General features: G+C 44.7%; 21 protein-coding genes, 1 pseudogene and 1 riboswitch. Of the genes and pseudogenes, 12 read left to right on the forward strand and 10 right to left on the reverse strand.

Features of this window, described 5'->3' with window-relative positions:
- Window positions 1–160: 160 nt before the first annotated feature.
- The gene (locus FTU19_RS02590) at window positions 161–1,963 is read left to right on the forward strand and encodes an ABC transporter ATP-binding protein (RefSeq protein ID WP_159124355.1); all 1,803 of its coding nucleotides are present in this window, start codon (window positions 161–163) and stop codon (window positions 1,961–1,963) included.
- Between the two features lie 75 nt (window positions 1,964–2,038).
- Here FTU19_RS02590 and FTU19_RS02595 read toward each other — a convergent pair whose 3' ends face one another.
- The 4 genes and pseudogenes from FTU19_RS02595 to FTU19_RS02615 form a co-directional block, all read right to left on the reverse strand.
- Window positions 2,039–2,284, reverse strand: coding sequence for a hypothetical protein (locus FTU19_RS02595; protein WP_257218559.1), 246 nt, complete (start codon window positions 2,282–2,284; stop codon window positions 2,039–2,041).
- Window positions 2,233–3,318, reverse strand: a pseudogene (locus tag FTU19_RS02600) (glycosyltransferase family 2 protein). The gene FTU19_RS02595 and the pseudogene FTU19_RS02600 overlap by 52 nt, the downstream one beginning before the upstream one ends.
- A 402-nt stretch (window positions 3,319–3,720) precedes the next feature.
- A complete protein-coding gene (phoU, locus tag FTU19_RS02610; RefSeq protein ID WP_180016622.1) occupies window positions 3,721–4,440 on the reverse strand; it encodes a phosphate signaling complex protein PhoU in 720 nt (239 codons plus the stop codon).
- A gap of 98 nt (window positions 4,441–4,538) precedes the next feature.
- Complete coding sequence (locus FTU19_RS02615; RefSeq protein WP_180130058.1) at window positions 4,539–5,888, reverse strand: TolC family outer membrane protein; 1,350 nt, start codon at window positions 5,886–5,888, stop codon at window positions 4,539–4,541.
- Window positions 5,889–6,190: 302 nt separating this feature from the next.
- On the opposite strand from FTU19_RS02615, the gene FTU19_RS02620 reads away from it, so the two are divergent.
- The 7 genes from FTU19_RS02620 (at window position 6,191) to FTU19_RS02650 (ending at window position 12,917) form a co-directional block, all read left to right on the forward strand.
- Complete coding sequence (locus FTU19_RS02620) at window positions 6,191–7,207, forward strand: hypothetical protein (RefSeq protein ID WP_180048011.1); 1,017 nt, start codon at window positions 6,191–6,193, stop codon at window positions 7,205–7,207.
- 96 nt (window positions 7,208–7,303) lie between these two features.
- Window positions 7,304–7,432: riboswitch (TPP riboswitch) on the forward strand.
- An 88-nt stretch (window positions 7,433–7,520) separates the two neighbouring features.
- Window positions 7,521–9,416 carry a phosphomethylpyrimidine synthase ThiC gene (gene thiC / locus FTU19_RS02625; protein WP_179992201.1) on the forward strand — a complete coding sequence of 632 codons (1,896 nt, stop codon included), beginning with the start codon at window positions 7,521–7,523 and terminating at the stop codon, window positions 9,414–9,416.
- 79 nt (window positions 9,417–9,495) lie between these two features.
- Window positions 9,496–10,131 (forward strand): NUDIX domain-containing protein, encoded by a 636-nt coding sequence (locus FTU19_RS02630; protein WP_180016624.1) that lies wholly within the window; start codon window positions 9,496–9,498, stop codon window positions 10,129–10,131.
- The gene (locus FTU19_RS02635; protein ID WP_180052428.1) at window positions 10,128–10,940 is read left to right on the forward strand and encodes a metallophosphoesterase; all 813 of its coding nucleotides are present in this window, start codon (window positions 10,128–10,130) and stop codon (window positions 10,938–10,940) included. The genes FTU19_RS02630 and FTU19_RS02635 overlap by 4 nt, the downstream gene beginning before the upstream one ends.
- A gap of 209 nt (window positions 10,941–11,149) precedes the next feature.
- Window positions 11,150–11,677: an RNA polymerase-binding protein DksA gene (gene dksA / locus FTU19_RS02640; protein WP_004787252.1), complete on the forward strand. Its 528-nt coding sequence runs from the start codon at window positions 11,150–11,152 to the stop codon at window positions 11,675–11,677.
- A 2-nt stretch (window positions 11,678–11,679) separates the two neighbouring features.
- Window positions 11,680–12,600 carry a tRNA glutamyl-Q(34) synthetase GluQRS gene (gluQRS, locus tag FTU19_RS02645; RefSeq protein ID WP_180052429.1) on the forward strand — a complete coding sequence of 307 codons (921 nt, stop codon included), beginning with the start codon at window positions 11,680–11,682 and terminating at the stop codon, window positions 12,598–12,600.
- Window positions 12,601–12,656: 56 nt separating this feature from the next.
- The gene (locus tag FTU19_RS02650) at window positions 12,657–12,917 is read left to right on the forward strand and encodes a zinc ribbon domain-containing protein (protein WP_034705366.1); all 261 of its coding nucleotides are present in this window, start codon (window positions 12,657–12,659) and stop codon (window positions 12,915–12,917) included.
- Here the strand turns inward: FTU19_RS02650 and ftsW are convergent.
- The 5 genes from ftsW to FTU19_RS02675 all read right to left on the reverse strand — a co-directional run bounded on the left by ftsW (window position 12,906) and on the right by FTU19_RS02675 (window position 18,270).
- On the reverse strand, window positions 12,906–14,102 hold the full coding sequence (ftsW, locus tag FTU19_RS02655; protein ID WP_004787257.1) for a putative lipid II flippase FtsW: 1,197 nt from the start codon (window positions 14,100–14,102) through the stop codon (window positions 12,906–12,908). The genes FTU19_RS02650 and ftsW overlap by 12 nt on opposite strands.
- A 20-nt stretch (window positions 14,103–14,122) precedes the next feature.
- The gene (gene murD, locus FTU19_RS02660; protein ID WP_180016627.1) at window positions 14,123–15,469 is read right to left on the reverse strand and encodes a UDP-N-acetylmuramoyl-L-alanine--D-glutamate ligase; all 1,347 of its coding nucleotides are present in this window, start codon (window positions 15,467–15,469) and stop codon (window positions 14,123–14,125) included.
- 378 nt (window positions 15,470–15,847) lie between these two features.
- Window positions 15,848–16,099 (reverse strand): DUF6587 family protein, encoded by a 252-nt coding sequence (locus FTU19_RS02665; protein ID WP_175966305.1) that lies wholly within the window; start codon window positions 16,097–16,099, stop codon window positions 15,848–15,850.
- Between the two features lie 57 nt (window positions 16,100–16,156).
- Window positions 16,157–18,013 (reverse strand): ferrous iron transporter B, encoded by a 1,857-nt coding sequence (locus FTU19_RS02670; RefSeq protein WP_004787264.1) that lies wholly within the window; start codon window positions 18,011–18,013, stop codon window positions 16,157–16,159.
- Window positions 18,010–18,270 (reverse strand): FeoA family protein, encoded by a 261-nt coding sequence (locus FTU19_RS02675; protein ID WP_004787267.1) that lies wholly within the window; start codon window positions 18,268–18,270, stop codon window positions 18,010–18,012. The genes FTU19_RS02670 and FTU19_RS02675 overlap by 4 nt, the downstream gene beginning before the upstream one ends.
- Window positions 18,271–18,445: 175 nt before the next feature.
- On the opposite strand from FTU19_RS02675, the gene xerD reads away from it, so the two are divergent.
- From xerD to thrC, 4 genes are all read left to right on the forward strand, one after another.
- Window positions 18,446–19,363: a site-specific tyrosine recombinase XerD gene (xerD, locus tag FTU19_RS02680; RefSeq protein ID WP_159124366.1), complete on the forward strand. Its 918-nt coding sequence runs from the start codon at window positions 18,446–18,448 to the stop codon at window positions 19,361–19,363.
- A gap of 100 nt (window positions 19,364–19,463) precedes the next feature.
- Entirely contained in the window at window positions 19,464–20,276 is an 813-nt protein-coding gene (locus FTU19_RS02685; RefSeq protein ID WP_034703409.1) for a DsbC family protein, read from the forward strand.
- A 127-nt stretch (window positions 20,277–20,403) separates the two neighbouring features.
- On the forward strand, window positions 20,404–21,708 hold the full coding sequence (locus FTU19_RS02690; protein ID WP_005233480.1) for a homoserine dehydrogenase: 1,305 nt from the start codon (window positions 20,404–20,406) through the stop codon (window positions 21,706–21,708).
- A gap of 55 nt (window positions 21,709–21,763) precedes the next feature.
- Entirely contained in the window at window positions 21,764–22,903 is a 1,140-nt protein-coding gene (gene thrC, locus FTU19_RS02695) for a threonine synthase (protein ID WP_180016629.1), read from the forward strand.
- A gap of 59 nt (window positions 22,904–22,962) precedes the next feature.
- On the opposite strand, the gene FTU19_RS02700 is transcribed toward thrC, so the two are convergent.
- Window positions 22,963–24,015, reverse strand: coding sequence for a serine hydrolase (locus FTU19_RS02700; protein ID WP_034703413.1), 1,053 nt, complete (start codon window positions 24,013–24,015; stop codon window positions 22,963–22,965).
- Window positions 24,016–24,040 lie beyond the last annotated feature (25 nt).

Below are 24,040 nucleotides of genomic sequence, written 5' to 3' on the forward strand. Positions count from 1 at the left end.
TTTAAAATCAGTCTAAAATTTACGATATCTTGCTGAAAAGATTGAGACTTAACCGGAAAAATTACAATCTAATTTCACAAATAAATACAACATTTACTCTTGTGAGTACCTCTATTCCTGCCTAGACTAAATTCAACTTTGACAATAAAAATAATTGCTTATGAATTTATGGCAGCTGTTTTTAAAACTTCGTCCCTTTGTCAGCCCTTATCGGCTCCTGGTGATTGCGACCCTCATTCTGACCCTGATCGGTTCCTTTACTGCTCAGGTCAATGCACTGACCCTGCAATATGCAGTCGACAGTATCAATGCTTTGCTGGAACAAGGACAAGGGCTAGATGAAGGCTGGCATATCCTGATCACTATCTCTGCCATTTTACTCGGTAAGGAAGTGGTGAATGCGCTGGTACAGTTTGGGCAGAAGTTTTATGGAGAAAAGCTGCGGATTTTTATTTCCCAAGATCTGGCTCAAGGCATTATTGAAAAGTTTTTAAAGTATCGGCTGGCATTTTTTAATCAGGATAATAATCAGGCCGGAAAATTGCAGACCCGGATCGACCGCGGAATTGGCTCCCTCACCCGACTGGTCCAGATCTTTTTCATTGATATTTTTCCTCTATTTACCAGTGCAATTGTCGCGCTCGGATTGATGTACTATGCCAATTTTTATGTCGGGCTGGTCGCCACAGCGATTGTACCGATCTACTTCTGGCTCACCTATAAACAGGCACAAAAACTTGGTGGATGGCGCCGTAGTCTGAGAGATGGCCGGGAAAAAAAGAGCCAAGGGATTCTCAGTATCATCAATTCAATTACAGTCATCAAATCCTTTAACCGGGAATCAATTGAATCAGACAAGCAGCTGAGCTTGCAGCGTGAACTGACCGATAACCAGATGAAAACCCGGCAAACCAGCTTCCTGTTTGATGGCTTAAAAACCTTTATTGAACAGATCGGCATAGTCCTGATTATTATTCTGACCTCCTATTTTGTACTGGATGGCCAGATGAGTATCGGCATGATCATGTACCATGTGCTGCTCTTTAATAACGTCTCTGCCCCGATTCGCTCGTTGCACCGGATTTATGATGAAGTGAATGATGCCATGATCTATTCAGAAAGCTTCTTTAATATTCTGGAAGCGGATGCTGAAATTGAACAGAGTGGCCAGCAAAAACCACCTGTCCAAGGCCGATTTGAGCTAAGTGGCGTGAATTTTTATTATCCGAATGGGCATCATGCTTTAAAAGATATCAATATGGAAATCCGCCCCAATACCATTACCGCACTGGTAGGATTATCGGGAGCCGGAAAATCAACCTTGATCAGTCTGCTAGATAAATTTTATGAACCACAGGAAGGCCAGATCAAGCTGGATGGGATTGATTTAAAAGATTATGACACTCAATATTTACGTGATCATATCGGATTGGTACTACAGAAAAACCATATTTTCCAGGGCACAATTTTTGACAATATCCGTTATGGCAAAACCAATGCCAGTATGGATGAGGTGATTGCAGCTGCTCAAAAAGCCTCAATTCATGAACAGATTTTACAGCTACCGGATGGTTATGATTCCGATGCCCTGCAACTGTCCGGCGGTCAGCAACAGCGAATTGCCATCGCACGGATGTTCCTGAAAAACCCGCCGATTATTTTTCTGGACGAGCCGACGGCGAGTCTGGATGCCATTGCGACAGAACAGATCAAACAAAGTCTGGATCAGATCAAGCAAGGCCGTACCGTGATTATCATTTCACATAGCCTGTCTCAAATTATTGATGCGGACTATACCTATGTGATGAAAGAAGGTTGTATTGCCGAACACGGTGAACATGACGCGCTTTATCATCAGGACGGCGTATATAAGGAAATTTTCGATGCAATGGCCAAGAGCCTGAATATTGAAAAAATTGCCAAGACTTTTGAAGATGATGCAGAGGAAGAAACGCATAGTTAGCTCTTCATTAGACTATCCCTAAAAAATAAAAGCGGTCTTTAAAGACCGCTTAAAATCAAGATTTATCGTCCAGTATTAAAAACGCATAATCCATTCACCTTTGATATAACGATAATCGTAATTCGGGCCATAGAAAGAAGCACTGCGGTTATAGCCGGCATTCATCCGCAGAAATTGCGAGCCACGAACAGAACTTTGTACATTAAGCTCAAATAGCCGGGTAGACTGGCTCGGATCCTGATTGATTTTTTCTCGGCCAAAGCCTGCCGTTAAGCCTGCGGACCAGCCAGCAAAACGCTGACGCCAACCGAGAGCGAGCATCGATTCTTGATAATCTTCTGGGTTGAAGTACTCTCTACCCACATTAAAATACTGGGATGTTTAATGAATGCCTCAATCATGCCACGAGCCCAACGCTGACGCTGTTTAACAAACACTTTAAGCGTCGTCGGTGCATTGGTAAACAGGCAGGTATCCTCACAATGTCCAATCCGATAACCTGCATTTAATAAAGCCCAGGTCAGCACAATATCTTCACCTACACATTTAGGCCAGCCACCGACTTCAATCAGGGCATTACGGTCATAAATAGAAAAAGCACCTTGTGCTACCAGAGTTCCCTGATAGAGAGATTGCAGGCGTTTGGTCGCCGAGATCCCCAAAAAATAGTCCCATTCCTGAGTTTTGGTCAGCAGATTGGTACGTGAGTTACGTACCAGAATTTTACCCGCAACCGCACGTGTATTTGGAGGATCTGCCACATAGCGCTCAACAATATTGATGAGGGCAACACGATGGAGATAGGAATCCGCATCGACGGTAATTACTAGATCATGTTCCGCAAGTTTCAGACCTTCGTTTAAGGCGTGCGCCTTCCCTGCATTTTGCTTTAAATCCAGTAAAGTCAGCTAGGGAAATCTTGATTCTGCTTTGCGAACAATCTCTGCGGTTTCATCCTGAGAGCCATCATTGATCACAATAACCTGTAATTTTCCCGGATATTTTTGCTGGTTAATACTGACCAAAGTATCTTCAATTGACGCGGCTTCATTGTAAGCAGCCACCAACATGGTAATCCCTGGATAAACTGCTAATGGCTGGCGTTTAGGGCGTCTGTCCATCATCAGGCTTAATGCCGCAAATGAGTTCATAAATCCTGGAATAATGGCAATACCATAAATCAGAAAAATAGCCCAAAAATAACCGATATAGCTGCTCAAATCATGCATCCAGTCCTGGGCAATCCAGATAGAAAATACGGTCCAAAAACACGCACCCATTAACGCGATCACAAACTTTAACTGCACAGAAAAGTAAATTCGGGAAGCTTCTCTTTGACTTTCATCAATGATCATGAATTTTCTCTTAAATATATAATTTCACTGAGTAAATTAATGCAGGGTTAGGTTTAGACCAGAAGTATGTGACTGATAACAAAAGAGCTTCGTTTTTCTTTCTTATCTATAGGTTTGATGAGCACATGAAAAAATCTTTTCACTTTCTGAAAATAATTCCATTTTCATAAATCAACCCGCATTTTGCTAAATTATATACAACTTTTGTATGTTTTTTGATAAATAGTTCACATTTCTTTTAATTAAATTTATAACGATTATTAGTAATTGTTATTTATGTGATTTTTCTCATAGTAATATTAAGGAACGCCTATCCTATCTAGCTTTCACAATATCAAGAATATATTTTTGAAATAAAAAAAGCCTGCACAATGCAGGCTTTTTATCATTATTTAGGTTTGCTTAACGCTGAAATTTTTGCTCAATTTCTTCGACACTGCTATGCCGTACATCCAGGCCCTTGACCATATAAATGACCTGTTCCGAAATATTACGTGCATGGTCTCCAATGCGTTCCAGTGAGCGTAGCACCCAAAGCACATTGATCACTCGGCTAATATGCCGTGGATCTTCAATCATATAAGTCATTAAGGTACGGGTAGCGGACTGATATTCCCGGTCAATATCGGCATCGGCCTGCATCACGCGCAGCGCTTGGTCTATATCCAGACGAGCAAAGGCATCCAATGCATCATGAATCATCACTCGAACCTGGTTACCAATATGTCGGGTTTCCATATAACCGCGTGGTGAACCACCCTCTTCACACAAAGTCTGGGCAATACGGGCAATTTTCGATGCTTCATCTCCAATCCGTTCCAGATCGGTATTGGCCTTGGACATGGCAAGCACCATACGCAGATCAATGGCAGCGGGATGACGGCGAGCCAAAATCAGGGTGAGCGCCTCATCAATTTCACCTTCCAGGCGGTTCACGGTGTTGTCCTGAAACTGCACCTCAACCGCCATTGCAGCATCTGTATCCAGCAGCGCATGAATGGCATTAGCCACCTGCTGTTCTACCATGCCGCCCATGGTCATGAACTTGGTATTTACATCCTGCAATTCTTCATTGAATTGCGAAGAAATGTGATGACTGAGCACAGGATTATTGGGACTCAAGGAAATCTACTCCTGAACAGGAAAAGGCAAAAATACATCATGAACTGTGATTAAAGCATGACCATCATGAAAGTTTGATGACAACTTGTTAGCCTTTTTTAAGAGCGGTCATATTCAATGAGCCAGGCATTCATCTCTGCCAGTTCCTTTTCTGTCAATTGTCCTACCGAAGCCTGTAATTGTAGTACATGCAGCAAATAATCATATTTGGCATTCAGATAATCGGTCTTGGCAGAGAAAGCATTGCGCTGGGCCAGTAATACATCCACCATGGTTTTTAAACCTTCCTGATATTGAGCTCTGGAAGCTTGAGAAACGATATCTGAAGACTGCATCGCTGCTTTACGTGCATTCAGCTTGGCCTCATCCGTTTCTACCTGCAGATAAGACTGTTTGACATCGGTGTTGGCTTTGCGAATGGCAGCATCCAGTTGGGCTTCACTTCGCTGCACATTTACGCCGGCCTGACGAATACTTTTTTGGGTTCGGCCCCCGGTAAACAGGTTCCAGTTAACTTCGACACCAATCTGGTCAAAATCCCCATTGGTTGATAACACTGTTTCAGGGGTCTGCTTCAAATAGCCATAGGTTCCAACGGCTTCAACCTGAGGATAGAGAGCAGCCTGCTCCACCCGTTTGGCATCTTCAGAATAGCGTTTCTGCAAACGTGCCTGTAGAATTTCCAGATTCTGGTTTTGTGCCAGTTCGGTCCAGGAACCGATATTACTCGGAACAGGTTTCTGAAACTGGAAATCCTCACGCAGAACCGCCAGATTTTCCTGATAGGGTCCAATCAACTGAGTCAATTGTTCCTGTGCCAGCACCAGTTGTACCTGTGTAGAAATCCGGTTAGCTTGTGCACTTTGGTATTGGGCATTGGCTTCACTGACATCACTTCTCGCCACGAGCCCTTCTCGAAGTTTGGCATTCATCATCCTTAACTGTTCTGATAAAGCCTGCTCTTCCTGTAAATAAGCTGTGGTTAAAGACTGCTGACGTAAAACATTAAAATAGGCTTCTGCCACTTGTAAAATATGCTGCTGCTTTTGCAGACGCAGATTAACTTCGCTGAGTTCTACCGAGGTTTTGACCTGCTTATAACCCTGCCAGGCATCCCAGCGGAATAAAGGCTGACGTGCAGTGACTGCAATCTGACGCGTGGTCGTACTCGAACCTTGTAGTTCCCCAAATTCGGCAGGCAAACCTTCTATCGATGAATTATCAGCAGACTGGTTTTTACGGGTTACATTTCCAGATAAAGTCACAGTCGGCAATAAATTTCCGCTGGCAATGCCCAGATTGAGCTGGTCCGACTGGTATTGCAACAGATTCGCCTGCCAGTTCGGATCATTCTGCTGGGCACGCTGATAAGCTTCAAGCAGATCCAGTGCAAACAGTGTCGGACTGACACCCAATAAACAGGCACTGACGATGAGTTTTAATTTCATTTTATAGTTTTCACCCCTACAGCCATTTAAATCATCAGATTAAGGCGCTTTAAACCCAGCAATACTAAAGATTTCTTTTGATTTTTTACGTATGACTTTTATTAATTTTCTCTTATAGATCCACGATTTTATTCAATATTCCTCCTATTTTCCCCATCCCGCATCCTAGCTTAACAAAGCCATTCACAATACTACACATAGAGCTTGAATTAGATCTATACAATATAGCTCCCAGTAAGGCAGTTATTTCTGATTTCATCTATATAGAGTCCTGAAGCATAGTGTTAACGCGAATTCATTCGATGTTCAAAGTTTGTTTTGTTTTCAGCAGCTTGCTGTTCGTAGGCGGATGCCAGCAATCCTCAGAACCGCAAGTTGAAATGGAACAGGCCGAGGTTAAAACCGTTCAATCTCCCGCGAACGATTTCACCCTCATGTGTGAAAATATTGAAAAAAACATGTCCCAGATTAATGAACAGCGCACCACTTTTGCGCTGGAACAGATTAATCAGGACCTTAAAGTGTGTCTGCCGCTCATGGAACTGGCCGAGCAGAAACACCTGATGCAGCGTTCTACCGAAATGTATCAACGCTTCCTGCATGTGGAACGTACCGAATTTCAGCAGCGTGCTTTCGAGCAATATGCCTTAGATATGGCTCAGCATCCTACTATTCAGCAAAGCCACTTTGAACAGTTGACCACACGCGACCAGTATTTATTGAAGCATAAAGGTCAGGCCTATGTAGAACTGCTGGATCAGGGCAATGGCACGCTACAATATCGTCGTAGTCCGGAATATCTGGTACGTATCTTTGCGCCGTATTTACCAGCTGCCGAAAAGGTATTTATTGAAAATCTGGCTGAGCAGAATATGGAACCGGTCTTGGTCGAAAAACGCTTACAGCTTGAAGCTGCCAATATTGCCGCTCGCGCTCTATTCTGGGAAGATTATCTGCAAACCTATCCAAAAAGCAGTTATCAGCGTGATGCCGAATATCTGCTGAAACAATATACTTATTTCCTGTTCAGAGGCAGCGAGCAATCGCCAATCTCTGAGGATTATCGTGACCGTTATTCAGTAGAAACCAGCCATCTGGAAACTATTATTGGTCTAGCGCGTGGTCAGAAATCCAAGTTATCGACACAGGCGCAATTATTTTTAGAGTTTCTGGACATGAATCCTGAACAGCGTCAGCGTGCCTTAGCTGCGGAATATCGTGACCGTTCCAGCACTGAACAGATTTTATATTATGCTCAAGTCACCCCACCCTCACAGAACTATGGTAAAGACTGCTTTAAGGATGCGATCTGTCTTTAAAACAATCTTTTCTTAAAAATCGATGAGATAGCCGAAAATCAGCAACCCCTCCCAATTTAAAGCTACTTTTTAAATACCAACTAAGCTAAGATTTAACTTCGCTTGACGGAGCGCGAGTAATAACTCGCTGAGATCACTTAAATCAGCCTTATCGGCCATTTGATAGTGAGTACCGTTGAACCTGATCAGGTTAATACCTGCGTAGGAATCAAGCCATCTAAAAACGACTACCCTTATTTTATCTACTCAGATAATTCTGTCCACGTTTTTGGTCGTGCTTGATTCGTTGATGTCATTCATAAGGATCATTGCAATGAGCCAGTTAACGAATCTTTCTTCTGAAACACCCCTTACTCCACACGAACAGGAAGCGCGTGATCTGACCCGCATTCTGCCTGCTTCCCGTAAAGTCTATCTACAAGGCTCACGTCCTGATATTCAGGTGCCGATGCGGGAAATTTCTCTCAGCGAAACCCCGACTGGTCTGGGCGGTGAATATAATGCACCGTTGATGGTCTATGACACTTCAGGGGTTTATACCGATCCAAACGTTGAAATTGATCTGAATAAAGGCCTGCCAAATCTGCGTGAAGGCTGGATTGAACAGCGTAATGACACAGAGATGCTAGATGATTTAAGTTCTGAGTTTGGTCGCCAACGTCTGCGCGATATCCGTACTGCCAATATCCGCTTTGCCCATATCCAGAAACCACGCCGGGCTAAACTTGGCCAGAATGTGACCCAGATGCACTATGCCAAACAGGGCATTATTACGCCGGAAATGGAATATATTGCGATTCGGGAAAACCTGCGTCAGCTGGAAGGTACCGATATGCGCCAGCATCCGGGACAGAATTTTGGTGCCAAAAATTTACAGGAAATCACCCCTGAATTTGTCCGTCAGGAAGTCGCTGCAGGCCGTGCCATTATTCCTGCCAATATCAATCACCCTGAACTGGAACCAATGATCATCGGGCGCAATTTCCTGGTGAAAATCAATGCCAATATCGGGAACTCCGCACTAGGTTCAAGTATTGAAGAAGAAGTGTCAAAAATGACCTGGGCCACCCGCTGGGGTGCCGACACCATTATGGATCTGTCGACTGGTCAAAATATCCATGAAACTCGTGAATGGATTATTCGCAACTCACCAGTGCCAATTGGTACCGTACCAATTTATCAGGCACTAGAAAAAGTTAACGGTGTAGCCGAAGACCTGACTTGGGAAATTTTTAAAGATACTTTAATTGAACAGGCTGAACAGGGCGTGGATTACTTCACGATTCATGCCGGTGTGTTATTGCGTTATGTACCGCTGACCGCGAATCGTCTGACTGGTATTGTGTCACGTGGTGGTTCGATCATGGCACAGTGGTGTCTGGCCCATCATCAGGAAAACTTCCTCTATACCCATTTCGATGAAATCTGCGAAATCATGAAAGCCTATGATGTGTCTTTCAGCCTCGGGGATGGCTTACGTCCGGGCTGTATTCAGGATGCCAATGACGAAGCACAATTTGCTGAACTGCGCACTTTGGGTGAACTAACGCATCGTGCCTGGGAACATGATGTTCAGGTGATGATCGAAGGTCCGGGGCATGTACCGATGCATATGATCAAGGAAAATATGGATCTGCAGCTGGAAGTCTGTAAGGAAGCACCTTTCTATACACTTGGGCCATTAACCACAGATATCGCACCGGGTTATGACCACATTACTTCGGCGATTGGTGCCGCGATGATTGGCTGGTACGGTACGGCAATGCTTTGCTACGTGACACCGAAAGAACATTTAGGCTTGCCGAACAAGAAAGATGTCAAAGATGGCATCATTACCTACAAGATTGCTGCACATGCTGCTGATCTGGCCAAAGGCCATCCGGGAGCACAAGCGCGTGACAATGCCCTGTCCAAAGCCCGCTTTGAATTCCGTTGGGAAGATCAGTTTAACTTGAGTCTAGATCCGGACACAGCACGCAGCATGCATGATGAAACCATGCCCAAAGCGGCACATAAATCGGCTCACTTCTGCTCAATGTGCGGACCAAAGTTCTGTTCAATGAAAATCACCCAGAATGTGCGGGATTATGCCAGCCAGTTATCTGCTGATGAAACCCCGGCTGTAACGCAGGCAGAGATTGAAGCCGGCCTCAACCAGATGAAAAACGATTTCCACAGCTCTGGTCAAAAATTGTACCACAAGGTGTAAAACCGTAAAAAAAACAGTTGTTTTCATAAAAATCTCAGATAGGATGAAAAAAATAAGTTATTTCATCCTTTTCTGAGTTATGAATATTATTAAACAAGCCTCTTATAATAAAAAAGATTTTAGGATAGAGGCCCGTGAGTTTTTATATCGGGGATTTATTCAGGTGGAAAAAGTCACGTTACGTCATCGTGTCTTCCATCAGGAATCTTATACACCTGCATTGCAGCGTGAGCTCATCCATCGTCCTGAAGCCGCTGGGGTACTGCTGTATAACGATCAACAGCAAAAATTCGGCTTGATTGAACAGTTCCGTATTGGCGGGCTGGATGATCAGGATACGCCATGGCAACTAGAAGTCATTGCCGGTGTACTGGATGGCGATGAAACGCCTGAGACCTGTATTCGCCGCGAAGCTTTCGAAGAGTCAGGCTGCACTGTTGATTCCTTACAGCATCTTTTCAGTTTCTACCCTTCTGCCGGTGCCTGCTCGGAACTGTTTCATCTTTATGTCGCCCAGACTGAACTGCCTGAAGAAGGCGGTGTTTTTGGTATGCCGGATGAAGGGGAAAATATCCAGCTGCACATTCTGGATTATGCCGATATTCCGACCCTGCTGAATAATGGTCGCTTGAGAAATGCACCTGTGATTATGGCCTTACAATGGCTACAACAGCATCAACAGGCTGTCCCATCAGGTTTAAGGGGGCAGACATGACATCGGAACAATTCAGTCCTGCATCGCCGCAAGAATGGACCATTATCCAGATTTCTGATACCCACTTGATGGATCAGCCCAATCTGGAATTCGCGAATATGAATCCCGAGCAGAGCTTCCATGAAGTCATGCAGCATATTCAGTATAATTTTCCAGGAATGGATGCACTCGTACATACGGGTGATCTGGCACAGGTGCCGATCGCAGAAACCTATACGCGTTATTTAAAATATATCCAGTCCTGTCAAGTGCCCTATTACCAGATTCCGGGCAATCATGATGACATCAAGGTCTTTCCTTTTTATCAGGATCGAGATCAGGCTCATGCGATTCATTTTGGCAACTGGACCCTGATTTTACTAAATAGTGCAGTCCAGGATCGGATAGATGGTTGGGTAGAGCAGGCTCAACTGGAACAGCTAGACCAATTATTGCTTGAATATCGTAATCAGCATGTGGTTGTGGCTTGCCATCATCATCCTTTTGCGATGAAGTCGCACTGGATTGACCAGCACCGGCTAAAGAATGCCGAAGATCTAAAAGATGTACTGGCCCGGCACCAGAATGTGAAGCTGGTTCTGTTTGGTCATGTGCATCAGGATTCCTGCAATGAATGGCACGGTATCCAGTTTTTATCGACGCCATCGACCAGCGTACAGTTCAAACCCAAGAGTGATGAATTCGCGCTAGACCAGGCGGCACCTGGCTATCGTGTATTACATTTGAAACAAAATGGGGAGTTCGATACACATATCGAACGTGTGACCTTAAGCCAGCAAAATATTAATACCGAAATTTCAGGTTATTAACTTTGCATTTTATTTTTTTTGAATTACTTTATTGCAACCAAAGGAAATGTGATATCTATAATCCAGACATCAAAGACTATCAAAAAGCATAAAAAGTCTATATGATGACGACCCCCGTAGGAGGATAATCTTTCTACAGGGTGGATAAAAATTGCATATCACCATATTTTTTGCGTATTAACATACGCATATGATGAGGAATGCCCTAAATGGCGAATGACAACCAAAATCAAGTCTTAGACGAACAAACTGATGTTGTAGAGGAAAAACCTACAAAACGTGTGCGCAAATCTAAGCCGAAAACGACTGAGGGTGGTTCTACTGCTAGCTTATTTGGTATTGAACCTTATCAACCTAAAAAAAATGAAGAATACATGTCTGAAGGGCAGCTTGAACACTTCCGCCAAATCTTGATGGCATGGAAAGCTGAACTGATGTCAGAAGTTGATCGTACTTTAAATACGATGCAAGACGAAAACACTGCACTCCCTGATGTAAACGACCGTGCGACTCAGGAAGAAGAATTTGCCATCGAACTTCGTACTCGTGACCGTGAACGTAAACTGATCCGCAAAATCGAGCAATCTATCGAAGCGATTAAAAACGATGACTACGGTTTCTGTGAAACTTGTGGTATCGAAATTGGTCTGCGCCGTCTAGAAGCACGTCCAACTGCAACTTTATGTATCGACTGCAAAACTTTGGCAGAGATCAAAGAGAAGCAAAATAACGGTTAAGCATGTCTTTAAGTAATCCCTCCCTGACCCTCCCTTTATCAAAGGAAGGGAAAGCTGAAGAGAATTACGTGGGCCGGTTCGCGCCATCGCCAACCGGCCCTTTGCATTTTGGTTCCCTCATTACCGCAGTCGCTAGTTACTGCGATGCCAAAGCCCATCAGGGGCGCTGGCTAGTCCGCATTGAAGATACCGACATCCCGCGAATTTATCCCGGCAGCGAAGAACATATTTTGCGTGCCTTGGATGCTTTTGAATTCGAGCCAGATGGTGAAATCATTTATCAGAAAGATCGTCTGGATATTTACGAAAATGTGATCCAGCAACTGCGCCAGCAGGGTCTGGTCTATGCCTGTCAATGTACCCGTAAAATGCTGGGTTCCAATCATATTTATCAGGACACCTGTCGTGACTTAGGTTTGCCTTTTGAACATCAGGCAATTCGGGTCAAGGTTGAAGATGTTGAAATCTGTTTTGAAGACCGTCTGCAAGGCCGACACTGCTCACAACTGAAAAAGGACTTGGGCGATTTTGTCTTAAAACGCCGTGATGGCATCATGAATTATCAGTTGGCAGTTGTGGTCGATGACTATCTGCAAGGCATGACCCATGTAGTCCGTGGTGCAGACCTTTTGGACAACACGGAACGTCAGATTTATCTGGGTCAATTGTTGGGTTATCCGCGTTTAAGCTATATGCATTTACCACTGGCAATGAATGATCAGGGCCAGAAACTGTCCAAGCAAAATCTGGCGCAAGCACTGGATCTTGATCAAGTTCCCCTGCTCTTGCAACAGGCACTTCAAGCCCTCTGTCAGGCGCCCGTAGAACTGGATCGCCCTGCTCGTATGCTCGAACAAGCCGTCGCACAATGGGATATCTCCCGAATCCCGCATACAACTGAGCTACAAGGTCACTATTTATAAAAACGGGTTTTCACTTAAGCTAAAAGCAATAACACAGGCGAGTGAGGGTCATAAAAATGTTTTTTATTTTTGGTGTAGGACCGAAAACCAAGGTCATTGAGAAAAGTCAGTTTCTTTGTCCAGTCTGCCGAACCCGTTCTGGGTATGAACTCAAACAGCAGCGTAATTATTTTTCTTTATTTTTTATTCCGCTAGTTCCACTTTCTAAGGCAAAAAGTACTTTTGTGCGTTGCCTGAACTGTGGAACTGTCATGCCGAGCACAGTGCTTAACCATGCTCAGCCCGATCCACAGCGTCCGTCTAATCTAGAAGCTTGATTCTTCCCGACTTGGATTAACTTGTTGAGTAGTTGAGTCAATTTTCAGAATCAAACTGATCATCACTGCACAGACAATGAGTGATGAACCACCATAACTAATAAATGGCAGGGTCAAACCTTTGGTTGGCAATAGACCCATATTCATCCCGGCGTTTACCAGAATCTGTAACAGGAAAATGATACTGATCCCATAAGCCAGATAACCTGCGCGCAAGTATTGATGCTGCAAGGCACGATGTCCAATCCGGATACAGCAGACCATCACGGTAAAGGACAGAATCAGAATGGTAGAAATACCCAAGAAACCAAATTCTTCCCCTAAGATCGCCAACATAAAGTCAGTATGCGCTTCCGGCAGATATGACATTTTCTGGATACTATGGCCTAGCCCTACTCCGGTCCATTCACCACGACCAAACGCCATCAAGGCATTAGAAAGCTGATAACCGGTACCGAGCGGATCTTCCCAAGGATTCGAGAAAGACAATAAACGTTGTAAACGATAAGGTTCCAGAGCAATCGCAGCAGCAAATGCACCCAATAAAGTAATAAAAGCGACACCGAACTGAATCCAGGGTGCACCAGCCAGGAAGAATACACCGAGCATGGTCAGGGTGATTACCACTGTTGCCCCTAAGTCAGGCTCAAGAATAATCAGGCCAACGGTTGCACCCATGATGGCACTTAATCGTACCAAGCCTTTGATATTATTACGAACCTCTTCAGCACGACGGACTACATAGTCAGCGGTAAAAATCGCCATCATGACCTTAGCGACTTCGGAAGCCTGCAAGGTAAAACCGGCTACCCGAATCCAGCGCTTGGAGCCGTTTACTTCAGTCCCGACAAAGAGTACGGCGACCAGCAAAACAATGGTAATAATCCATAAAAAGAAAGTGTTATTGAACCAGACTTTTAATGGAACTTTATAGGCTAAAAAGGCTGCACCCGCCGCAACCAGAATCGAGATCGCATGTCGGGTCACATAATGGAAAGCATTCTCATGCATCCGTTCCGCATAAGGCATCGAAGCCGATGCCACCATGATCGAACCGATGCACAGCAAAGCCAGCACACAAAAAATCAGCACATTACGCGGATTAACTTCAGCGGGTAACTTAGGTACCCACTGCTGATAAAATTGATTAATTTTATTGATCGCAGTCTGAGCAAACTCAGCCATATCACGAATCCTTGTTATTCTTAATTGAGTTCATTCACATAGGCCACAAACTTGCGACCACGTTCCGGATAACCGGAGAACATGTCAAAACTTGCACATGCAGGAGACAATAACACGACATCATGTGCCTGAGTGCGCTTCTGACAAATTTCTACTGCTTCCTGCAGGCTTTCTGCATGCACCAGCTCAGTTGTACCCGCAATGGCTTTTTCAATAATTGGACGGTCCACACCAATTAATACAGCTATTTTTGCATACTTAGATAATGAGTCACGTAAAGCAGTAAAGTCCTGACCTTTACCCTGACCGCCAAGAATAATGGCAACTTTACCACCTTGAGCTTCGATTGCCATGCCCAAGCCATCAAGTGCTGCCAGTGTTGCACCAATATTGGTTCCTTTGGAGTCATTATAATAACGTACCCCATTGACTTCTTTAACAAATTCGCAGCGATGTTCCAAACCTTTGAAGGTTTTTAACGTATCCAGCATAACGTCCATTGGCAGGCCAATTGCTTCACCTAGAGCCAGACAAGCCAAGGCATTCGCCACATTATGGGTACCTTGAATGTACATGTCAGAACTTTTGAGCAGACGTTCACGACCACGTGCCAGCCAGATCGTGCCATCCTTATCTTTGAGAATACCGTACTGGTTGATGTCCGGTGCATTCAAACCAAAGCTCTGCATCGGTGTTGCATCTGGAACCAGTGGACGGGTCAGTGAATCATCACGGTTAAACACCACTTTTTTCACGCCTTGGAAAATACGGTGTTTGGCGGTGTGATAACCCATCATGTCGCCATGACGATCCAGATGGTCTTCACTCATATTCAGAACAACAGCCACTTCAGCCTGCAAGTTTGATGTGGTTTCTAACTGGAAGCTCGACAACTCCAAAATATACAGTTCAGGATCATCTTTGGTCAGATCCAGTGCTGGACGACCAAGATTCCCCCCAACCGCCACTTTTTTACCCGCATTCGCTGCCATCAGACCGATTAAAGTAGTTACGGTACTTTTGGCATTGGAACCGGTAATCGCCACAATCGGCTTATCAGTCGCACGACGTAAAATCTGGATTTCACTTACCACAGGAATACCTTGATCTAGTGCTGCCTGGATTTCAGGCAGTTTTGGATCGAGTCCCGGGCTGATGATAATTTCTTCGGCAGAGAGCAACAGATTCTGGTCAAACTTGCCAAAACTGGTCTGTACTTCCGCAGGAATCTGGTCATGTCCCGGAGGGGTGGCTCTTGAGTCCGTTACTGCAACGCGGTAGCCCTGGTCATGTAAGAAGTTGACCGCTGCAACACCTGAAATCCCGAGTCCTGCAACGACTTTTAATCCACCACGTTGTATTAACATTTTCGCCCCATTTTCTGGTCTATTTTAAAACTGACGAAATGGTAGCACTTTGCTGTTTTGAATACTTTTTCTGTTTTGACTTTCTCTGGCATTTTTTGTGTCAGGGCGTAAAAAAATATCGTTAAATCTTCATCTTTAATCGGTTTAATAATTAATAAATTTTTATTGGAGCCATCATGGGAATAAAAGTTAAGACTATGCTATCCATAACTTGAAAGGAAAATCAGATAACGCTTCCATTCATAATATAGAAAAATAGTGGATTCTTTTCACCTAGATAAATTAATAAGTTTTTAAAAAATAAAAAATTAGGGAGCTTATTTCTAAGCTCCCTACTCATTTGCATGCTCAGTTTTTATTCTCAAACAGAATGAAAGTTTACTTCCATTTCACTGCCTGAGCTTTAGGCTTAGCATCCGAACTTTGCTCCGATGCCGGACAGGCACAGTTACCGCCACAGCCACTGGCCATAGCCGGTTTTAACCATTTCGCCAGCGTATGCCAGTCCTTGGCTGCACAGGCATCAGACAACTTCTGGAAGACTGAGCGTGAAGTATTCGGAAATACCTTTTTAAATACCACGAGCGCACTCCAGACAACCAGTACCGCTACAATCAGAATTTCAATCATCTCAATCTCCCATTCACATGATCATTCAGATCTAGCCAAGGTTTCCCTTCAGCCAGTTTAACCCAAATAATGTGATGCAATTTGATAAGTCAGGAATGACATGAAATATGCCAAACCAAACAGGTAGAAGGTCATAAAGCTGACCGTTTTCCATGAACCGGTTTCACGCTTCACAGTGGCTAAGGTCGCCAGACAATGTGGTGCATAAATAAACCATACCAGTAGAGACAAGCCGGTCGCGATCGACCAGCCCAAATCACCGCCGCCACTAATCAGTGCCGCCAGACCCTCAGACATGGCATCTTCATCGACTGCAGACAAGGCATAAACCGTACCTAGTGCTGCCACGACAACTTCACGCGCTGCCATCGCCGGAATCAGTGCAATACAGATCTGCCAGTTAAAGCCTAATGGTGCAAAAATAGGTTGCATCACATGGCCCAGCATCCCGGCAAAGGAATAATCGATATCCGGTAAAGTTGCACCTTCTGGTGGTTGCGGGAACGTACACAGGAACCAAAGCAGAATGGATAGCGCAAAGATGATGCCACCGACACGCTTCAAGAATATTTTGCCGCGATCAAGCAAACCAATCCAAACGTTTTTCACATCCGGGAAACGGTAACTTGGCAGCTCCATCAACAGCATATGCTGTGACTTGTCCTTATGGAAAAATTTCAGGATAAAGGAAACAATCAGTGCACTTAGAATACCGGCCATATACAGACCAAATAACACCAAACCTTGCAGATTCATGAAGCCCCACACGGTTTGCTCAGGAATGAAGGCTGCAATCAGCAAAGCATATACTGGCAGACGTGCCGAACAGGTCATCAGTGGCGCCACAAAAATCGTGGTCAGACGGTCACGTGGGTCACTAATCGTTCTTGAAGCCATAATTCCCGGTACGGCACAGGCAAAGCTGGACAATAATGGAATAAAGGCTCGGCCCGAAAGACCTGCCTTAAACATCAATTTATCCAGCAGGAAGGCGGCACGTGGTAAATAGCCGGACTCTTCTAGTACCAGAATAAAGAAGAACAGAATCAGAATCTGCGGCAGAAAGACCACTACCCCACCCGCGCCGGCAATAATCCCGTCAACCACCAAGCTGTTTAATAAAGGATGAGCGATCAGTCCACCCATGTACTCGCCCAACCAGCCGAAGAAAGTTTCAATCCCATCCATGAATGGCGCAGCCCAAGCAAAGACCGCCTGAAACACCACAAACATCATAATGGCTAAGCTAAGCAGGCCCAATACCGGATGCAGGAATATCTTGTCCAGAAAATCAGTACGTTTATCTTCCTGATCGGCATAATTCACCACATCTTTCAGAATGCTGGCAATCTGATGATGGTGATCGCCACTCAAACCGCTGAGTTCAGTTTGCGGGGCAGAAAATTTGTTTTTATCCAGTGCATTTTTCAGGTTTTCAATGCCTGAAGTACGCACGGCAACGGTCTCAACCACTGGCACACCCAGACGTTCAGACAGTTTCTGGGTATTAATCTGCATCCCGCGACGGCGCGCTTCATCCATCATGTTTAGCACCACCAGCATTGGACGACCTAGCTGAATCATTTCCAGTACCAGTCCCAGATGCAGTTTTAGGTTGGTTGCATCTACAACGCACAGGAAAGTATCCTGCTGGCCTTCTTCTGCAATTTTACCCTGAACCACATTACGGGTAATTTCTTCGTCCGGGCTGGTCGCATCCAGACTATAAGTTCCTGGCAGATCCAGTACGCGTACCGGTTTGCCTGAAGGAAGTGTAAAATTCCCGACTTTACGTTCAACCGTAACCCCGGCATAGTTGCCGACCTTTTGACGAGATCCGGTTAAATGGTTGAATAAAGAAGTTTTACCGCAGTTTGGGTTACCGACAAGGGCAATACGTAAGGTATCACTCATGCCGCCGCTCCCTGTTCAATTTCAATCTTGGCCGCTTCCGATTTTCGTAAAGCAAAACGCGTAAACCCCACCTGAATAAGAATCGGATCCCCACCAAAAATACCTTTGGTAATGACTTGTACCTGAGTCCCTGGTACAAAACCTAAAGTTTCCAAGCGACTGGCCACAACATCGTGGGAAGCGCCTTTACCATCAGTAGTTCGATTAACTTTTCGAATGATGGCAGTTTGTTTTGCTTTCAAATCAGACAAACGCACCGTGAAAATTCCTAAGACTTTTGTACAGTATACAAACAAATGAGAATAATTAACAAATAAGTATTAATTACATTTCTTCTTAGCTGTATAGCACATCGACATGTTCGTAAAATTAAACTAGAGTGGAGATGAGCAATCAGGCTTCTCGCTTTTAAAATTATCTTCATTAAACATCATGCTGAATAAAAAACCTCGCATTCCTAGTCCAGTTCAGATTCCTGAAGCTTTCAGTTACTTACAGGGTTTTCGCGATTATCTGATTGCCCAGACAGTGAGCCCTCATACCCGAAATGCCTATTTGTCTGATCTGATCCAGTGTGCCGAATGTCTGGTTAAACCTTTACCAGAATGGAACCATGACGATATTTCCGATGTACTGATTGAACTGACCAAACAGCAAAAAAGTCCACGTTCAATTGCACGATGTTTGTCCGCCTTACGTTCTTTTTATAAATTCCTGCGGGAACAAAAACTGCGGAGTGACAATCCGGTTGCTGCTCATAAAACACCGAAGCTGGGCCGTGCCCTGCCCAAAGACCTGTCTGAAGCTGATGTCGAAGCACTGATTCATGCACCCGATATTAATACTGCCCTCGGTTTACGTGATCGTGCTATGTTTGAAGTGCTTTATGCGTGCGGTTTACGGGTGACAGAACTGATTAATCTGCGTCTGGATCTGATTAATTTAAAACAGGGCTATTTGCGTATTGTCGGTAAAGGCAATAAAGAACGTCTGGTGCCGATGGGACAGATGGCCTGTGAATGGGTGGAAAAATACCTGCAGGAAGCACGCCCGCAATTGTATAAGACAGCGACTGATTATCTGTTCCTCACCCAGCATGGCGGCATCATGAGCCGGCAGAATTTCTGGTATGCCATTAAACGCTATGCACTACAAGCCGGAATTCAGGCTGAACTGTCTCCACATACTTTGCGTCATGCCTTCGCCACGCATTTACTTAATCATGGCGCTGACTTACGGGTAGTACAAATGTTGCTAGGTCATAGTGATTTATCCACCACACAGATCTATACCCATGTGGCACAAGTTAGAATGCAGCAACTGCATGCAACCCATCATCCACGGGCTTAAGAGCTGATTTGAATAGAATAAACTGAGAAGTTTGACGTAGCTCTATCTTTTTTTGCTATGCTAATGCTCTGTTTTTAGTCCAAGAAAAAAAAGGGTTATTATGACATTTGCCCGCACCAAAATTTTTATCGCTTGTCTGCTTGCTACCGGTCTGGGACTGAGCGCATGTTCCAATTCCAATAATTCAGATAAAAAGCAAGATACGCTTACAGCAAGTGCACCGGCGACGGGTGAAGCCTCTAACCTTAGCGAACGTAATGCACAGCAACGCCTGATTTCAACGCTCGAAGGTCATTTCAAAAAAGCGGGAATTAACGCAAAAATCACGGGTATTAAAACCACTGAAGTACCCAACATGTCATGGGTCAGCCTGGAAGGTATGGCACCCGTCTATGTGACAAATGATGGCAAATATCTGATTCAGGGCGATGTCATTCGCCTTGGAGATAAAGAGCTGCACAATGTCAGTGAAACTTTGCAATCTGACGTCAACAAGAAAATCTTTGCAAACCTTAAAGCGGAAGACCTGCTGATTTATCCAGCCAAAGGCAAAACCAAGCATGTGATCTATGTCTTTACCGATGTCAGCTGTCCGTATTGTCACAAATTCCATGAACAGATGGATGAAATGAACAGCAAAGGCATCGAAGTACGCTATATTGCCTGGCCACGTGGCGAGCAGCATATGCCTGCCATGGAAGCCATCTGGTGTAATTCCGATCGTCGTGCAGCCTTCGATCAAGCCATTGCCGGTGGATCTATCACACCAACGACTTGTAAAAATCCTGTGAAAGATCAATATCAAATGGGTCTTAATATTGGTGTCAATGGTACGCCGGGCGTATACAGTTCTGAAGGACTTTACCTCGGTGGCTATATGAGCACATCAGAATTATTGGATCGACTTAAATAACTCATTTTAATTAGTTATTTAACTTTATTTTATAGATGAAGATATTCTGAAATGACCCTAGAGTCAGGCCGCTTTTTTAGCTATGATCTAGGCTCTCGTAAAAAACTGTTTATATTTGGAGTGTGACGTGAAACCAGTTCGTCTGGCAATCCTCGGTCTTGGTACTGTGGGTGGTGGTGCCCTTAAACTATTAAAAGAAAATGCTGCTGAGATTAAACGTCGCACCGGTCGTGAAATTCAAATTACCCATGTTGGTACGCGTCGTCCGCGTCCTGATCTGGATCTACCTGAATCAGTCAAACAAAGTGCAGATCTGCTCGATATCGTACGTCAACCTGATGTAGATGTGGTGGTTGAAGTCATGGGCGGTATTCACCCTGCTTATGAAGTGATTAAAGAAGCCATTCTGCATGGCAAACAGGTCGTAACTGCCAACAAGGCCCTATTGGCTGAACATGGAAATGAACTGTTCAAACTTGCCGATGACAACGCTGTGCAAATTGCTTACGAGGCAGCGGTAGCTGGCGGCATTCCAATTATTAAAGTGATGCGTGAAGGTCTGGCAGCCAACAAGATTGACTGGCTGGCTGGTATCATCAACGGTACAGGTAACTTCATCCTGACTGAAATGCGAGATAAAGGCCGTGCCTTTGCTGATGTACTGAAAGAAGCGCAAGAACTGGGTTATGCAGAAGCAGATCCAACCTTCGATGTAGAAGGCATCGATGCAGCACACAAACTGACATTACTGGCCTCTATTGCTTTTGGTATTCCGTTGCAGTTTGATAAAGTCTTTACTGAAGGCATCAGCAAAATTACTGCACAAGACGTGAAATATGCTGAAGACTTGGGCTTCCGTATTAAACACCTCGGTATTGCCCGTCGTGCTGAAACTGGTATCGAACTCCGTGTACACCCTACCCTGATTCCTGAAGAGCAATTGATCGCTAATGTGAATGGTGTAAAAAATGCAGTTCTGGTTCAAGCCAATGCGGTTGGTCCTACACTGTATTACGGTGCAGGTGCGGGTGCAGGTCCTACAGCTTCTGCAGTAGTCGCAGATGTCGTGGATATCGTACGTGATATTTCTTATACTGAAGATGGTGCTGGTACAATTCCACAACTGGCTTTTGAAAGCTTAAGTGACCTGCCAATCCTGCCACGTGAAGAAATGACGACTGGATACTACATCCGGATCAATGCTGAAGATCAAACCGGAGTACTGGCTGAAGTAACCTCTATTCTAAGCCGCGAAGGCATCAGTATTGATGCAATTCTGCAGCAGTCACGTCTGAAAGATCTTATTCCTATCGTGATCCTGACTGATCCAGTCAAGGAAGCGAAAATGGATGAAGCGTTAAAACAAATTCAAGCTCTTCCTGTCATTCATGGCGAAATTGTACGAATTCGTTTAGAATCGCTTGATAATTAATCGGGTCGAGGGGACACTCTCCCCTTGCCAAGCTCTACACAATTGGAACATCATCATGTCGAATGCCAATCGTTATACTGGTTTAGTTGACCGCTATCGCGACCGTTTACCAGTGTCTGCAACTACTAAAGCCGTTTCTCTGGGTGAAGGTAACACGCCACTGATTAAGCTTGCGAATATTCCGCGCATTATTGGCAAAAATGTTGAAATTTATGTGAAGTACGAGGGCTTAAACCCGACTGGTTCATTTAAAGACCGTGGTATGACCATGGCGGTAACAAAAGCGGTTGAAGAAGGCTCTAAAGCGATTATCTGTGCTTCTACAGGTAATACTTCAGCAGCTGCAGCAGCTTATGCAGCGCGTGCAGGTATCAAGGCGTTTGTTTTAATCCCAGAAGGCAAAATTGCGATGGGTAAAATGGCGCAAGCGATGATGTATGGTGCGATCACCATGCAAATCCGCGGTAACTTCGATGACGGTATGCGTCTGGTAAAAGAAATCGCTGACAAAGCACCTGTCACTATCGTGAACTCAATCAACCCATACCGTCTGCAAGGTCAAAAAACCATTGCTTACGAAATCGTGGATGAATTGGGCCGTGCACCAGATTACCACTGCCTGCCTGTAGGTAATGCGGGTAACATTACTGCGCACTGGATGGGTTATACCGAAGCGGTTGCAAATCAGCCTGCTGGCGAGTTTGAGCAAGTGGTTTACGATGCTGCTACTGATGCCTTCACTGGTCCTAAACCTGAAGGTCTGCCAACAATGGTAGGTTACCAGGCTTCTGGTGCCGCACCTTTCCTTCGTGGTGCACCTGTTGCAAATCCTGAGACTGTTGCAACTGCAATCCGTATCGGTAATCCACAAAGCTGGAACCATGCGAAAGCGGTTGTTCGTGATTCTAAAGGCTGGTTCGATGAACTGACTGATGCCGAGATTCTGGAAGCGCAACGTCTTCTTTCTATGTATGAAGGCGTATTCGTAGAACCTGCATCTGCAGCTTCAATCGGTGGCGCAATCCGTGACATTAAAGCAGGTAAAATTGCTGAAGGTTCTGTGATCGTGTGTACTGTAACTGGTAACGGTCTGAAAGATCCGGATACTGCGATCAAACAATGTTCTGATGCCGTAATGCTTTCAATTGACGCAACTTTAGAACAGGTTCGTGAATCAATTCTTTCTAATATGTAATTTAGATTGAAATAAAAGGCCCTGCAATTGCAGGGCTTTTTATATGCGCTTAAAAAAGATTAAACACGTTGTTTAGGCAGGCTAGATACCCAAGTCATCAGACGAGTCGCATCATTGGTACGTGCAGCAGTTGAATCCGCACCTAATACCACGACCACCACAGGACGGTTATTCAAGGTGGTGTGCATGACGACACAACGTCCTGCTTCATTAATATAACCGGTTTTAGACAGATTGATATTCCAACCACCATTACGCACCAGTGAATTGGTGTTGTTGGATTTCAATACACGGTAACCCAGGTTGAAATCATAGCTGGCAGTGGTAGAGAATTGACGGATCAGGCCATACTGTGAAGCGGTATTGACCAGAATCCCCAAATCACGTGCAGAAGACACATTGCCAGGATGCAGGCCAGTAGATTCCATATAGTGGGTTGAATTCATGCCCAGCTCTTTAGCTTTGGCATTCATCTTCGCAATGAAGGCTGCACGACCGCCTGGATAAGTACGCGCCAATGCAGCTGCAGCCGGGTTCTCAGACTTCATCAAAGCAAATAATAAGGCTTCAGCACGATTCATGCTGTCCCCGGCTCTTAAGGTAGAACTTGAGCTCTTACAGCCTGCACAGGAAAAATCAGCCTGTTGCAGGGTAATTTTTTCAGACATATTCAAACGCGCATCTGAAATCACTACTGCAGTCATCAATTTGGTAATCGACGCAATCGGGTAAGCATTATTGGTATTTTTACTGAATAACACTTCACCTGTCTGTGAATCCATCACCAGAGCTGCACGCGCACTTACAGCAGGTTGATTAATAAAATGACTATTATCAATAATCTGCACAGGTTTTGTCGGTACTGGTGCTGGTGCGCCGCCCTGACGAATCGTCGTCGTAACAGTTGCTGAACCTGGTGGTGAAGGTTCTGCAGCAGATACGCTCAAATTATCATTCATGAGCTGATTGACTTCATCAGAAGACCAGCTGATGCTGGATCCGCCCTCTGTTGTGCCAGAATTCATAATGATTTCAGCAAAACTTGTCGTGCTCATGCTGATTAACACGGACAGGCCGAGTAGATGCCTTAAAGACTTGTTTATTTTCTTCACTATTCCTTCACTCAACTAACAGAGG

The organism is Acinetobacter sp. YH12072 (genome assembly GCF_013419565.1).
GTDB lineage: Bacteria > Pseudomonadota > Gammaproteobacteria > Pseudomonadales > Moraxellaceae > Acinetobacter.